General features: G+C 73.5%; 14 protein-coding genes. 7 read left to right on the top strand and 7 right to left on the bottom strand.

The genetic code is table 11. The features are described 5' to 3' along the window. The first annotated feature begins 37 nt into the window (after positions 1–37). Positions 38–865: an IclR family transcriptional regulator domain-containing protein gene (locus tag ACQ3I4_RS06290; protein WP_329862059.1), complete on the top strand. Its 828-nt coding sequence runs from the start codon at positions 38–40 to the stop codon at positions 863–865. 16 nt (positions 866–881) lie between these two features. Here ACQ3I4_RS06290 and ACQ3I4_RS06285 read toward each other — a convergent pair whose 3' ends face one another. The 4 genes from ACQ3I4_RS06285 to ACQ3I4_RS06270 form a co-directional block, all read right to left on the bottom strand. Then, entirely contained in the window at positions 882–1,802 is a 921-nt protein-coding gene (locus tag ACQ3I4_RS06285; protein WP_329862058.1) for a LysR family transcriptional regulator, read from the bottom strand. 117 nt (positions 1,803–1,919) lie between these two features. Further along, positions 1,920–2,225 (bottom strand): hypothetical protein, encoded by a 306-nt coding sequence (locus ACQ3I4_RS06280; RefSeq protein ID WP_329862057.1) that lies wholly within the window; start codon positions 2,223–2,225, stop codon positions 1,920–1,922. A 36-nt stretch (positions 2,226–2,261) separates the two neighbouring features. Next, positions 2,262–2,807, bottom strand: coding sequence for a hypothetical protein (locus ACQ3I4_RS06275; RefSeq protein WP_329862056.1), 546 nt, complete (start codon positions 2,805–2,807; stop codon positions 2,262–2,264). A gap of 138 nt (positions 2,808–2,945) precedes the next feature. Further along, on the bottom strand, positions 2,946–3,950 hold the full coding sequence (locus ACQ3I4_RS06270; RefSeq protein WP_329862055.1) for an LLM class flavin-dependent oxidoreductase: 1,005 nt from the start codon (positions 3,948–3,950) through the stop codon (positions 2,946–2,948). Between the two features lie 146 nt (positions 3,951–4,096). Here ACQ3I4_RS06270 and ACQ3I4_RS06265 point away from each other — a divergent pair, with 146 nt between their 5' ends. Next, positions 4,097–4,759 (top strand): ArsR/SmtB family transcription factor, encoded by a 663-nt coding sequence (locus tag ACQ3I4_RS06265; protein WP_329862054.1) that lies wholly within the window; start codon positions 4,097–4,099, stop codon positions 4,757–4,759. Then, on the top strand, positions 4,756–5,073 hold the full coding sequence (locus tag ACQ3I4_RS06260) for a hypothetical protein (RefSeq protein WP_430633125.1): 318 nt from the start codon (positions 4,756–4,758) through the stop codon (positions 5,071–5,073). Before ACQ3I4_RS06265 ends, ACQ3I4_RS06260 begins: the two co-directional genes overlap by 4 nt. A 95-nt stretch (positions 5,074–5,168) precedes the next feature. Here the strand turns inward: ACQ3I4_RS06260 and cspE are convergent, their stop codons facing one another. The 3 genes from cspE to nirD form a co-directional block, all read right to left on the bottom strand. Beyond that, on the bottom strand, positions 5,169–5,372 hold the full coding sequence (gene cspE / locus ACQ3I4_RS06255; protein ID WP_329862052.1) for a transcription antiterminator/RNA stability regulator CspE: 204 nt from the start codon (positions 5,370–5,372) through the stop codon (positions 5,169–5,171). Positions 5,373–5,620: 248 nt separating this feature from the next. Further along, positions 5,621–6,403 carry a sirohydrochlorin chelatase gene (locus ACQ3I4_RS06250; RefSeq protein WP_329862051.1) on the bottom strand — a complete coding sequence of 261 codons (783 nt, stop codon included), beginning with the start codon at positions 6,401–6,403 and terminating at the stop codon, positions 5,621–5,623. Beyond that, positions 6,400–6,810 carry a nitrite reductase small subunit NirD gene (gene nirD / locus ACQ3I4_RS06245; RefSeq protein ID WP_329862050.1) on the bottom strand — a complete coding sequence of 137 codons (411 nt, stop codon included), beginning with the start codon at positions 6,808–6,810 and terminating at the stop codon, positions 6,400–6,402. The genes ACQ3I4_RS06250 and nirD overlap by 4 nt, the downstream gene beginning before the upstream one ends. A gap of 393 nt (positions 6,811–7,203) precedes the next feature. On the opposite strand from nirD, the gene nirB reads away from it, so the two are divergent. From nirB to ACQ3I4_RS06225, 4 genes are all read left to right on the top strand, one after another. Continuing rightward, on the top strand, positions 7,204–9,867 hold the full coding sequence (gene nirB / locus ACQ3I4_RS06240; protein ID WP_329862049.1) for a nitrite reductase large subunit NirB: 2,664 nt from the start codon (positions 7,204–7,206) through the stop codon (positions 9,865–9,867). Then, positions 9,867–10,907 carry a uroporphyrinogen-III C-methyltransferase gene (gene cobA, locus ACQ3I4_RS06235; RefSeq protein ID WP_430633174.1) on the top strand — a complete coding sequence of 347 codons (1,041 nt, stop codon included), beginning with the start codon at positions 9,867–9,869 and terminating at the stop codon, positions 10,905–10,907. Before nirB ends, cobA begins: the two co-directional genes overlap by 1 nt. A gap of 47 nt (positions 10,908–10,954) precedes the next feature. Next, a complete protein-coding gene (locus tag ACQ3I4_RS06230) occupies positions 10,955–12,139 on the top strand; it encodes a uroporphyrinogen-III synthase (RefSeq protein WP_430633173.1) in 1,185 nt (394 codons plus the stop codon). Between the two features lie 114 nt (positions 12,140–12,253). Then, the gene (locus tag ACQ3I4_RS06225) at positions 12,254–13,780 is read left to right on the top strand and encodes an HNH endonuclease (protein ID WP_329862046.1); all 1,527 of its coding nucleotides are present in this window, start codon (positions 12,254–12,256) and stop codon (positions 13,778–13,780) included. Positions 13,781–13,796 lie beyond the last annotated feature (16 nt).

Here is a 13,796-nt window from a genome sequence, read left to right as displayed (position 1 = left end):
CTTCCCGCCCCGAACAGAGCCAGCACGGAGGTACCGCATGGATGACGACGCCGGAGCCGCCCTGGGTGCCCCGGCCCAGCAGGGCGCGGGGCAGCAGTTCGTCCAGTCGCTCGCCCGCGGGCTGGATGTCATCCGCTCCTTCGACGCCGAGCATCCCGCGATGACCCTCACGGACGTCGCCAAGCGCACGGGCCTGTCGCGGGCCACGGCGCGCCGCTTCCTGCTGACCCTGGCCGACCTCGGCTACGTGCGCGGCAACGGCAAGCAGTTCGAGCTCACGGCCCAGGTGCTGCAGCTCGGCTACGCGTTCCTCTCCAGCCACACGCTGCCGCAGCTCATCGAGCCCGTGCTCGAGGGGCTCTCCGCCGAGCTCGGCGAATCCTCCTCCGCCTCCGTCCTGGACGGGCCGGACATCGTCTACATCGCCCGCGTGCACACGCGCAAGATCATGCGCGTCGGCATCGCCGTCGGCACGCGCTTCCCCGCGCATGCGACGTCGATGGGCCGCGTCCTGCTGGCCCACTTGTCCCCGGAGGCGCTCGACGCGGCCCTGACCGTGCGCCCGCTCGAGGCGTTCACGCCGCACACCCTCACGGACCCGGCCGCGATCCGCGCCGAGCTGGAGCGCGTGCGGGAGCAGGGCTGGTGCCTCGTGGACCAGGAGCTCGAGCTCGGCCTGCGCTCCCTCGCTGTGCCGGTCTTCGCCCCCGACGGCACCCCCGCGGCCGCGATCAACCTCTCGATGAGCACCGTGCCCGGCAGCCCCCACGCCGACTCCTCGCCGGAGGACGCCGCGGCCGCCGTGCTGCCGCGCGTGCAGGAGGCCGCCGCCCGGATCGGCGAGGCCCTGCGCCTGCGGCGCTAACCGGCGGCCCGGGGGCTCAGCCGCCGATCCGCAGGAGCCGCAGCTCGGCCGAGATCCGCTCCAGCAGCACGTCGACCGGGGCGCCGGGCCCCCGCCCTCCGGGGCGCAGCGCGAAGATCCCCCGCGCGAGCCGGATCTCCGGCACGTCGACCAGCACGACGCCGTCGGGCGCCTCCTGCAGGGCCAGTTGCGGCACGAGCGCGGCGCCGAGCCCGGCGGCGGCGAGGCGGAGGGAGGCGTTGAAGTCGTCGCAATAGGCGACGACGCGCGGGTGCAGGTCCACCGCCGCGAAGAGGCGCGAGATCACGGTGGCGTCCGGGGTCCCGGGATGGTGCAGGAGCCACGGCATGTTCGCGAGCTGGTCCGCCGTCACCTCGGCGCCGGAGCGGATCCCCCACGCGGCGGGGAGGACCACGCGGAAGGGGTCGTCGCCGAGCCATTGCCGCTCGAGGCTGCTCGGCCAGGCGAGCCCCGCCTGGCCCACCTGGAAGACGAGCGCGACGTCCAGCTCGCCGCCCTGCTGCAGGGCGTGGATCGTCTGGTGCGGCTCGCCCACGCTCAGCCGCAGGGACAGGCCCAGCCTCTGCCACGCGGCATCGGCGAGCAGGCGCGGCAGGACGTGGCTCGCGAGCGAGGGAAAGAGGCCGATCCGCAGTTCGCTCCCGCCCTGCCCGGCCGCGGCCGTGGCTCCGGCCGCCGTAAGGGCCTCGAGGTCGGTCAGGACGCGGCGGGCGTGCCGGGCGATGACGGACGCCGCCTCGGTGGCCTCGATCGCCCGGGCCGAGCGGCGGAACAGCACGACGCCCGTGTCCCGCTCGAGCGCGGCCATCTGCTGGGAGACGGCGGAGGCGGTATAGCCGAGCGACGTCGCGGCGGATGCGAAGGAGCCCAGGCGCAGGACCTCGAGGAGGGTCCGCAAGTGGACGGGATTGACCATCAAGGTTCCTTGCGCTGGACGGTGCCGGGCGGCGGGTGCCGCTGGTCCATGCTAGCGCGGGCTGGCCCAGCTGCCGCCGGTTCAGTCCCCGTCGCCCGCTCAGTCCCGGTCGCCCGCTCAGTCCCTGTCGCGGTCCTCGTCCTCGAGGTCCACGCGCTCGTCGTCGCCGAAGCCGTCGTCCTCCTCCGGCCACTCGGCGTCCTCGTCCTTGTCGTGCCCGTCGTCCTCGTTGTCGAGGTCCTCGGGCTTCTCGAGGTCGTCGTCGGTCAGGTAGGCGTGCTTGCGCAGCGGGTCGAGGGCCGCCATGGTCTCCGGGGCGTCGGAGGACCCGCCGTAGGGCTGGCCGTCGCGTCCGTCCTCGCCCGGGAACAGGTCGTCGTCGGCCTCCTCGTCGAACACCGTGTCGTCGTAGTAGTCGCTCATCTCGTCCTCCCGTCGTGTGGTGGGCCGCGGCCCGGGTCAGAGCATCCTTCCGGTCCCCGAGGCGGGACGTCCGGCGAGCCAGGCGCTCGAGTTCGGCAGCCACATCAGCACCGTCGCGGTGCCGGCGACGAGGACTCCGAACCAGTTCCCGCCCGCCGCATTGCCGATCGCCGCGGTGGCACCCGCCGACCAGAAGGCCAGCAGCAGGGAGAGCACCGCGATCGCGGTCAGGCCCGTCCGCGCCCACAGCTCGCGCTCCTTGAGTTTCATGGCCATGAGGACCTGCGCAGCGGCCAGGCCGAGCGAGACGACGATCAGCACGAGCGCCAGCACGCCCAGGCCACCGGCCCCCGCCGCGGCGAACAGGCCGAGCGCGAAGAGCATCCCGAAGAAGCCGAGGAGGCCGAACACCAGCCCGAGCAGGCCGCCGATCACCCAGATGTAGTAGGAGACCTTGAGCTCGGTCGGCAGCTCGGCGGCCTTGAAGATCCCGGAGAACCCACCGGCCGGCAGGGCGTCCTTGACGCTCCGGGGGAAGCCCTGCCGGGGCTCTCCCGCTGGTTCGAGGTAGGGGTTGCCCATGGTGCCTCTCCTGTTCCGCGTGCCGTTCAGCGTGGCGGCGGCCGGCCGGCCGTCCCCCTTGATGCACAGCGTAGGACCCGCGGGGCGGGATGGGAACAGGGCCCGGCTTCCACCGGGCGCCCGGAACTCCGTCCTCGCTCAGGACGCGCGGGCCGGGACGAGCCCCATCGCCTGCGCGGCGAGCCGGACGGAGGCCAGCCGCTCGCCGGGACCGCTCGCCCCGTGGACCGTGATGAGCTCGTCGGCGCCGGCGTGCGCGGCGAAGCCCTCGAGGTATTCGCGCACGGCCTGGGGCGTGCCCACGGCCGTGTACTTGAGCATGGCCAGGATGTTCTCGCCCGCCGGGGACTCCAGGAGCATCTCGGTCTCCTCCGGCGTGAAGGGCACGGCGCGGCCGCGGCCGAGGAACGCGGCGACGCGGTCCCGCTTGAGCTGCTCGAGCTGCCGGTGGGCCGTGGCGTTGTCCTCGGCGGCGACGACGTTGACGCCGGCGATGACGTAGGGCTCGGCGAGCTGCTCCGAGGGCTCGAAGCGCTCCCGGTACAGCGCGACGGCCTGGGTCAGCGCATCCGGGGCGAAGTGGGAGGCGAAGGAGTACGGCAGGCCCAGCTGGGCCGCGAGCTGCGCGCCGAAGAGGCTCGAGCCGAGGAGGTAGAGCGGCACGCGGGTGCCCTGTCCGGGGTAGGCGTTGACGCCGTTGATCCGCGAGGAGTCGCCGAGGTAGGCCTGCAGCTCGAGGACGTCGTGGGGGAACGCCTCGGCGGCGGCCGGATCGCGCCGCAGGGCGCGGAAGGTCAGCTGGTCGCTGCCCGGCGCGCGGCCGAGTCCCAGGTCGATCCGGTCCGGGAAGAGCGTGGCCAGGGTGCCGAACTGCTCGGCGATCACGAGCGGCGAGTGGTTCGGCAGCATGATCCCGCCGGCCCCGAGCCGGATCGAGGAGGTGTGGTGGGCGATGTGCCCGATCAGCACCGAGGTGGCGCTCGAGGCGATGCGCTCCATGTTGTGGTGCTCCGCGTACCAGATCCGCCGGTATCCGGCGGCTTCCGCGGTCTGGGCGAGCTCCACGGACTCGGCGAAGGTCTGGGCGGCGGAACCGCCGACGGGCACGGGGGCGAGGTCGAGGACCGAAAGGGGGATGCTCACGTAGGCGGCAACCGCCGGGAGGCGCGGGGCATTCCCGCCGGGATCCGTGAGGAGCATCGCTTGCCCCGACGGGCGGCCGCCAAGTGCAAAGATCCCGTTGCAAAGAAATGCTTGCAAAGATTCTTTTGCAAGCGTAGTCTTCCAGCATGAACCCCGACGACCACGCCGAACGGTACGGCAGCCGCCAGCTGGACCTGGCGGCCCTGAAGGTCCTGAGCCACCCCATCCGCCTCCAGCTGCTGGAGATGCTCTCCCGCTACGGAGCGCAGACGGCGAGCGGGCTGGCCGCGCGGATCGGCGAGTCGAGCGGTTCGACGAGCTACCACCTCCGCCAGCTGGCCAAGCACGATCTGGTCCGCGAGGTCGAGGGCAAGGGCTCGGCCCGCGAACGGTGGTGGGAGAGGCCTCCCGGCGCCATCAACATCTCGCCTCCGGACGACGGAGACGACCGCGCGGCCCTCGCGGCGGCCCGGATCGTCGCCCGGCAGTTCGAGCAGAACAGGGCCCAGGCCCTCGACGACTTCATCCGCTTCGGCGACGAGCGCCTGCCCCAGGAATGGATGCAGAGCTCGGTGCTGAACTCCTCCAACCTGCGCCTCGACGCGGCCCGGCTCGAAGAGCTCTCCCAGCGCGTCGTCCGTTTCCTCGCCGACCTCGTCGAGGAATACCGCGGCACGGGCGGCCCCGAGGCCCGCCCCGTGCAGCTGCACTTCAACGCGTTCCCGCTCGTCGACCCGTCCCATCCGGACGCCCGCGACCGGCTTCCCGCGCCACCGCAAGAACCTCCCGCCGAAGGATCCCGGCCATGACCACCAGCACGCTTGCCCCCCGGCCCCTCACTCCGTCCACCGCACTCGAGACCCCCGCCCGTCCGCTCCGCTCGGTCCCCCGGGACGGCACGACGTCGGTGCTCGCCCACGCGCTCATCGGCGCCGGAGCGGCGCTGCAGGACTGGGGCGACGTCCTCACCGCCCGCCGTGCGGCGCGGCACGCCGCCCGCCGTGCGGCGCGGCACGCCGCCCTCCGCACGCCGGGCCGCGCCGCCCGCGCAGCGGTCCTGGCCCGCCACGAGGAGGCCCGCCGCACGGCGGCCGCCCGCGGCCACTCGGGGCTCCTGCCGTAGCAGCGGGAGTCCCGGCCCCCGCGCCCGGAACTCTGCCCCGGACGCACGAAGGCCCCGGACCAATCGGTCCGGGGCCTTCTGTGTGCGACTGCTGCCTAGAGGGCGCGGATGTCGGTGGCCTGCAGGCCCTTCTGGCCCTGGGTCACCTCGAACTCAACGCGCTGGCCCTCTTCGAGGGAGCGGAAGCCGTTGGACTGGATCGCGGAGTAGTGCGCGAAGACGTCGTCGGAGTTGTCATCGGGGGCGATGAAGCCAAAGCCCTTTTCGGCGTTGAACCACTTAACGGTGCCGGTTGCCATGTTGGTGTCCTTTCGAGACTGTCCGCAGGGGACGTAGGGGAGCAGCCACCGGACGTGGTGGCCGCATGCAGCTACGAGATTTACCGCGAGTCACAAAGAGACACGCCCCGCTGACGGGGACTTGGCACTGAATTTACTGCGAGAAAACTACGACTACACACGCAACGATACGCGACTTCACGCCCAGAACCTACCGGGTCCCCGGATCGGGTGGAAAAGTTCGCCCCCGGGTTACCCCGTATTAACCCCTACGGCTGGGTGTAGCGCTCGAGCACGAGCTCCACGAGCCGCTCCGGAACGGGCCGCCCCGCCGCCAGCAGCGGGGCCGTGACGACGTTTGCCCCCGCGCCGGCCACGCGGGCCGCGAAGTGGCCGGGCGCCAGGAGGTAGCTGGAGAGCACGAGCCGCCCGCCGCGGAACCAGGAGCGGCGCGAACGCTCGGCGGCGCGTTCCACGGCCGAGGCGATCGAGGGCTCGGCGGCGGAGACGAACGCCGGCTCCACGCGGCGCGAGAGGTGCTCGGAGAGCATCCGGGCCATGACCCGGCAATCGGCGACGCCCTGCGGATCGCTGGATCCGGCGCACGCGAGCACGACGTGGTCTCCGCGGCGCAGGCCCGCCTCCTCGAGGCGCTGTCCGAGGACCTCGGCGATGCGCGGGTCCGGGCCGAGGGCCCGCGCCACGGTCGCGCCCGGGAACCGGCCCGCGTCCCCGGCGAGGTCCCGCCGGGTGTGCACGCCGGCGGAGAGCAGGAGCGGCACGATCCGCGGGTTGCGCCCGGCGAGGCGCAGCACCGTGGACACGTCCGGTTCCTGCACGTCGACGAACGCCGGGAGGACGGACAGCTCGGGCCGGGCCGCGGCGACGGCCTCGACCAGGGCGCCGACCGCCGCCCGGCCCGCGGGGCTCGAGGTCCCGTGGGCCGCGGCGACGAGGGTGCCGGCGACGACGGGAGGCTCCCACCCCGACCACGCGGCGTTCGACGCCGGGGCGGACGCGGGCGGGGTCGGAATCAGCAGGCCCGTGCTCATGCCGAGGCCTCCGTCCCGGCGCGCTCCGTGCCGTCCAGGTCCACGAAGACCCGGCCCTCGTCATCGACATGCACGGGATAGACCGGGAGCGCGAGGCCCGGCTCGCCGAGGCACGTGCCGTCGTCGAGCCGGTACACCTGCTTGTGCAGGGGGCTCGCGATCGTCTTGACGAGGGTGCCGTCGATCATCCGGCTGCCCATGATGCCGCGGGCCATGACCTGCGCCCCCGTGGCGGGGCAGCGCTGGCCCGCGGCGTGGACGATGCCGTCGGCGAAGCGGTAGAGGGCGACCTGCGTGCCGTCGATCCAGGCGGCCTCGCCCCAACCGGGCTCGAGGTCGTCGAAGCGGCAGGCGGGACGCCACGTGGCGGACGAGAGGGTGCGGGCCTCGTCGATCAGGATGGTCATGGTGTGCTCCTCAGGGGTTCGGTGCGTCGGGGGTCCGGTGTGTCGGTCCCGTGTGTCGGTGTCTTGGCGGCCAGCCTGTCAGCGCCGTGTTACGGGTCCGGTTCCGCGCCCGTTTCCCTGCCGTAAATCCGCTCTCACGCCGGTCCCGGGCACCGCGTGAGGCGCCGGTTGGCGGCGCCCGGCGCCCATGTTTCCGGCAGGTTTCGCCCGGCTCACCGGGATTCCGGGGGTGCAGGAAGACAACGTTGCGCCGCCGAAACACTTCGGACACCACGGGGCAAAACCCGCTTCCTAGGCTGGATCCACAGCACCACGGAGGGGTGCACGCCACGGCGTCCCTCCGGCCGCACCACCGCGTTGCCCACCACGGCGCGAACCAAGCGAGGACCCACCATGAGCAGCCACCACAGCATCCCCGAAGCCGCCAGCGGTGCCGCGGGCGCCCCGTCGCCCCGCCGCGTCGTCGTGATCGGCGGCGGCCCCGCGGCCCACCGCTTCACGGAGGCCATGGCCTCCCGCGGCCTCGACGGCAGCACCGTCACCGTCCTGACGGAGGAGGCCCACGTCCCCTACGACCGCGTCGCCCTCTCCAAGGCGCTCACCGAGACGGACGTCGATCTCACCCTCGGCGAGCGGGGCCTCTGGGAGACGCCCGGCATCGAGCTCGTCACGGGGGCCCGCGCCGTCGACCTGGACCTCGACGCCCGCGAGGTGCTGACGGAGGACGGCCGCCGCTTCGGCTACGACGAGCTGGTCCTGGCCACCGGCTCCAACGCCGCGACCCTGCCGATCCCCGGCAACGAGCACACGCACGTCTACCGCACCCTCGAGGACGTGTGGACGATCAACGAACAGGTCGCGGTCCTCACGGAGCGCTACGGCCGCACGATCAACGCCGTGACGATCGGCGGCGGCCTGCTGGGCCTCGAAGCCGCGGCGGGCCTGCAGTCCCTCGGCGCCGAGCCGATCGTGATCGACGGCGGCAAGTGGCTCATGGGCACCCAGCTCGACGAGGGCGCGGGCCAGGCGATGGGCCGGCTCATCGCGGGCAAGGGCCTCACCGTCCACGGGGGCGTGTTCCCCGCCGCCGTCCTGACCGCGGAGGACGACGGCGGAGCCCGCGTCACGGGGGTCGAGATGGCCGACGGGCGGGTCATCGACGCGGACCTCGTCGTCGTCTCCATCGGGGTCCGCCCGCGCGACGAGATCGCTCGGACGGTCAACGCCCGCCTCGGCACCGAGGACGCTCCCGTCTTCCGGATGGGCGCCCGCGGCGGGATCGTCATCGACGCCGCGTGCCGCACCGACGTCGAGCACGTCTGGGCCGTCGGCGAGGTCGCCAACTTCGACGGGATGTGCATCGGGCTCGTCGCCCCCGCGAACACCATGGCGGAGATCGTCGCGGACCGGCTCAACGGCGGCGACGCCGAGTTCGGCGGCTTCGACACCGCCACGAAGCTCAAGCTCTCCGGCGTCGACGTGGCGAGCTTCGGCGACGCGTTCGCCCGCTCCGAGGGCGCGCTCGAGGTCGTCTACGCCGACCCGGCCCGCGGCGTCTACCAGAAGCTCGTGGTCAGCGACGACGCGAGGACGCTGCTCGGCGGCATCTTCGTCGGCGACGCCGCCCCCTACACCTCGCTGCGCCCGCTCCTGGGCCGCGAGCTGCCCGGCGAGCCCGGCGCCTACCTCTCCGCCGCTGGCGGGGGAGAGGCCCCCGAGTCCGAGCTTCCGGACGACGCCGTGCTGTGCTCCTGCAACAACGTCACCGCGGGCGCCATCCGCGACGCGGTCGGCGGTTGCGGGACGTGCGAGGGCAGCGAACCCGTCCAGGAGCTTCCCGCGCTGAAGTCCTGCACGCGCGCCGGCACCCAGTGCGGCTCCTGCGTGCCGATGCTCAAGAAGCTCCTCGAACGCGAGCTCGTCAAGTCCGGCGTCGAGGTCTCCCGCGCCATGTGCGAGCACATCGCGTTCTCCCGCGCCGAGCTCTTCGAAGCCGTCCGGCTCGCCGGCCTGCACTCCTACGAGGCCGTCATGGAGCGCTTCGGCACGGGTCTGGGCTGCGACATCTGCAAGCCCGCGATCGCCTCCATCCTCGCCTCCCAGCACTCCGCCTACGTGCTCGACGGCGGGCTCGGCGGCCTGCAGGACACCAACGACCGCGCCCTGGCCAACATGCAGAAGGACGGCACCTACTCCGTGGTCCCGCGCATCCCCGGCGGCGAGATCACCCCGGAGAAGCTCGGCGTCATCGCCGCCGTCGCGCAGAAGTACGGGCTCTACACCAAGATCACCGGCGCCCTGCGGATCGACATGTTCGGCGCCCGGCTCGAGGAGCTCCCGGACATCTGGAAGGAGCTCGTCGAGGCCGGCTTCGAATCCGGGCAGGCCTACGGCAAGTCGCTGCGCAACGTGAAGAGCTGCGTCGGCTCGACCTGGTGCCGCTACGGCGTGCAGGACTCCGTGGCCATGGCGATCGCCATGGAGCTGCGCTACCGCGGGCTGCGCGGGCCGCACAAGTTCAAGATGGGCGTCTCCGGCTGCGCCCGCGAATGCGCCGAGGCCCGCGGCAAGGACGTCGGCGTCATCGCGACGGCCGATGGCTGGAACCTCTACGTCGGCGGCAACGGCGGCGCGAACCCGGCCCACGCCCAGCTGCTCGCCCAGGACCTCGACGACGCCACGCTCGTGAAGTACGTGGACCGCTACCTCATGTACTACATCCGCACCGCGGACCGCCTGCAGCGCACCGCGCACTGGATGGAGGCCCTCGACGGCGGGATCGACCACGTCCGCTCCGTCGTCGTCGAGGACTCCCTCGGCCTCGGCGAGGAGCTCGAGGCCGCGATGGCCCGCCACGTGGATACCTACGAGGACGAATGGGCGGCGACCCTCGCGGACCCCGAGCGGCTGCGCCGCTTCCGCTCCTTCGTCAACGCGCCGAACCAGAAGGACGACTCGCTCTCCTACGTCGAGGAGCGCGGCCAGCGCCGCCCCGCCGGTCCCGTCCCGCTCGGCGGCACGATCCCCGTCGGCGCCCCCGCGGGAGGTGCCCGGTGATCCCCGGGACGCTGGACCTGAAGGGCCACACCGTCGTCGTCTGCGGCGCGCTCGAGGCCTCCCGCCGGGCCCGGGCCCGCTACCGCACCCTCGGCGCCGAGGTGATGTCCGCCGTCGCACCCTCCGACCTCGCCGCGCTCGGCCCCGTCCTGGGGCGCGCGAGCCTGATCGTCGCCGTCGAGGACGGCGACGCCCGCTGGGGCTTCCTGCCGGCCCTCTCCCGCGAGCGCCGGATCCCCCTGCTCCGCGAGGAGGGCGCCGGCGCGGCCGGGACCGTGACGCTCGTCGGCGGAGGCCCCGGGACGCCCGGGCTGCTGACCGTCGACGGCGTGCGCGCGCTCGCCGGGGCGGACATCGTCTTCTACGACCGGCTCGGGCCCCGCGGGACGGTTTCGGAGCTCGCCCCCGGCGCCGAACTCGTCGACGTCGGCAAGACGCCCGGGCACCACAAGGTCCCGCAGGAGCGGATCCAGGAGCGCATGGTCGAGGCCGCGCTGGCCGGCAAGGCCGTCGTGCGGCTCAAGGGCGGCGATCCGTTCGTGTTCGGCCGCGGCGGCGAGGAGGCGGCCGCGTGCGCCGCCGCCGGCATCCCCGTCACCGTCATCCCCGGCATCACGTCCTCCGTCTCCGTGCCCGCCTCCTCCGGAATCCCCGTGACCCATCGCGGCGTGTCCAAGATGTTCACCGTGGTCTCCGGCCACGAGCCCTTCTCCGACGCCGAGCTGCGCCACCTCGCCGGGCTCGGCGGGACGATCGTCGTGCTCATGGGCGTCGCGACCCTGCCGCAGACCACGGCGGGCCTGCTGCGCCACGGCCTCGCGGGCTCGACGCCCGCCGCCGTCATCGAGCGCGGCTACAGCGACACCCAGCGCACCACCACCGCCCGGCTCGACGCCCTCGCGGCCACCGCGGCGCGCGCCCGCTGCGCCTCCCCGGCCGTTGTGGTCATCGGCGACGTCGTGGCCCTCGGGTCCGACTGGATCGCGCAGGCCGCCCGGATGTCCGCGGCCGTTCCCGCGGCCCTGGAGGTGGGCCCGTGACGCGCCGCGTGTGCGTGGAGCCCGGACCCGGCCCCGCGGCCGGCCCCGTGCCCCAGGAGGGCTCCGCACCCGGCCCGGGCCCCGGCGTCGTCCTCCCTCCGGTCCCCGCCGAGGGTTCCCCCGCTTCGGCGGCGCCCGCCGCCCCGCTCGCCGGCTTCCGGATCGGCGTGACCTCCGACCGGCGCTCCACCGAGCTCATCGAGGCGCTCGAGCGCCGCGGCGGGTGCGTCCTCCACGCCCCCGTGCTGCGCATCGCCCCCATCGCGGAGGACGCCGAGCTCGTCGAGGAGACGCGGCGCATCATCGAGGCCCGGCCCGACTACCTCCTCGTCACCACCGCCTACGGGATGCGGCGCTGGATCGACGCCGCCGAGGCCCACGGGCACGGCGAGGCGCTCGCCGAGGTCCTCGAATCCGCCAGCATCCACGTGCGCGGACCCAAGGCGCGCGGCGCCGTCCGCGCCGCCGGGTTCACCGACGACGGCATCAGCGACGACGAGCGGACCGCGACCCTCGTCGACGCCGTGATCGAGCGCGGCGTCGACGGGCGCACCGTGGCCCTGCAGCTGCACGGGCATACCGACCTCGACGGGATCGCCCGGCTGAGCGCGGCCGGCGCCCGCGTCCTGACCGTCTCGCCCTACCGCTGGGTCGTGCCGCAGGACAGCGAGGAGAAGGTCGAGCGGCTCATCGACGCCGCCTGCGGGGGTGGGCTCGACGTCGTCACCTTCACCTCCGCGCCGGCCGTCGACGCGCTCTGGAGCGCGGCCCAGGAACGCGGGAGGTACTGGGAGCTCGTCCAGGCGTTCCAGACCACGCTGACCGCGGCGGCCGTCGGGCCCGTCACCGCGCAACCCCTGTACGACGCCGGGATCGAACCCCTCGTGCCCGAGCGGTACCGGATGGGTGCGCTGATCCGGCAGGTCGTCGAGTTCCTCGGCGACCGCGGGACGCAACGCTATGCGACGACGCTGGGGGAGTGCGTCGTGCGGGGGAACACCGTCGAGCTCGGCGGGGCCCAGACCGAGCTGACGGCCTCGCAGCTGGCGATGTTCCGCGCGCTCGCCGACGCCCAGGGGGCCGTGCTGCCGCGCTCCGAGCTCATGGGGCTGCTGCCCGAGTCGCCCGGGGAGCACGCGCTCGACATGGCCGTGAGCCGCTTGCGGCAGGCGCTGCCGGCGGCCGCGCTCGTCGCGACGGTCATCAAACGGGGGTACCGGCTGAACGTGTGATGCGTTGCGTGGATCGTGGGCGAGCCGCCCTCCACAGCGCTGGATTCCGCGGGGTTGTCCACGGGGCCGGGGTGCCGGGGCAAAGTGTCGGGGCGCGTCCGTAGAGTAGTACACATGTTCGAAGAATCGATGTTGGAGCCGCCGGGAGGGCCGGTTCCAGACATGCTCGGTGCCCCTGCCGAACCCGCCTTGCGGTTGAGCGCCCGTCGGGTCGCGGCCTTTGCGGCGCTCGTGGGCTCGGCCGCGTTGTTCGACCCGGATTCCGGCCTGCCGGACCACTCGGCCGACGAAGCGCTCGAGATGCTCAGGGAGCTCGAAGTCCTCAAGTCGGCGGCCTGCGCGGCACAGGCCCGGCTCGCCGCCGGATTCGACCACGTCGTGCGCTCGGACCGTGCCGCGCGGGGCGTCCCGGCCGAGCGGCAGGGGCAGGGCGTCGCAGCCCAGCTCGCGATCGCCCGCAGGGAGTCCCCGCATCGGGGCAAGAGGCATCTCGGTCTGGGCAAGATCCTCGTGACGGAGATGCCCCACACGCTCAGGGCGTTGTCCCAGGGCGTTCTGGACGAGTGGGGAGCGACGCTTCTGGCCCGGGAGACCGCCTGCCTCGCGCTGGACGACCGCCGGCGCATCGACGAGGACATGTGCTCGGACCTGGTTCGCGTCGACGGCCTCGGGCCCCGCGCCCTCGCGGCGCGGGCCCAGCAACTGGCGCAGGCGTTGGATCCGCACTCGGTCGTGGCCCGGGCCGCGAAGGCCGAGTCCGAGCGCCGCGTGACCTCGCGGCCCGCCCCCGACACGATGGTCAACGTCACGGCCCTGCTGCCGGTCGCCGCCGGCGTGTCCGTCGTCGCGGCGCTCTCCCAGGAGGCCGAGCGGTGCCGGGCCTCCGGCGACCGCCGCTCCCGGGGGCAGATCATGGCCGACACGCTCGTCGAACGCGTCACCGGCCGTCCCGCACGGGCACCGGTCGACCTCGAGATCCAACTCGTCATGACCGACAGGACGCTGTTCCAGGGGGACGCCGAGCCGGCCTTACTGAATGGCTACGGCGTCGTTCCCGCCCAGTGGGCACGGTCCCTGGTGGGATGCACGTTCATCCCCGGGTCGTCCGGAGTGGTCGTCGACGGCGACGCGGACGGTGACGATGGCGACGTCGGCGGCGAGCCGCCCGGGGCCCCCGATGCTCCTCCGGGCGACAAGGCCGCCCGGGTCTGGCTGCGGCGCCTGTACACGGCTCCCGGCTCCGGAGAGCTCATGGCCATGGACTCCCGTGCCAGGGCGTTCCCCACGCTGATGAAGAAGTTCATCACCACGCGGGATGCCACGTGCCGTACGCCGTGGTGCGACGCCCCGATCCGCCACATCGACCACGTCGTGGCCTTTGCGGCCGGTGGCGCGACGTCAACCGACAACGGGCAGGGCCTCTGCGAGGCCTGCAACTACGACAAGGAGGCCGAAGGATGGTCCGAGGAGACCGTGTCGGAGGCCGAGGCGGGGCGCCACGCGGTGGTCACGACGAGGCCCGGCGGCCCCGCCACGACCTCGGTGGCTCCGCCCCTGCCGGGGACCCCGGTGAACGGACTTCCCGCCGACCTCGTCCTCGACATCACGCCCCGGCATGGCCGCCGGCGCGGTGCGGCGTAGTCCGCGGGTGGCGAAG

The organism is Zafaria sp. Z1313, assembly GCF_050563205.1.
In the GTDB taxonomy this organism is placed as follows: Bacteria; Actinomycetota; Actinomycetes; order Actinomycetales; family Micrococcaceae; genus JAZDCJ01.
Note: the sequence above shows the minus strand (reverse complement) of the source record. Positions and strands in the feature narration are given on the sequence as shown.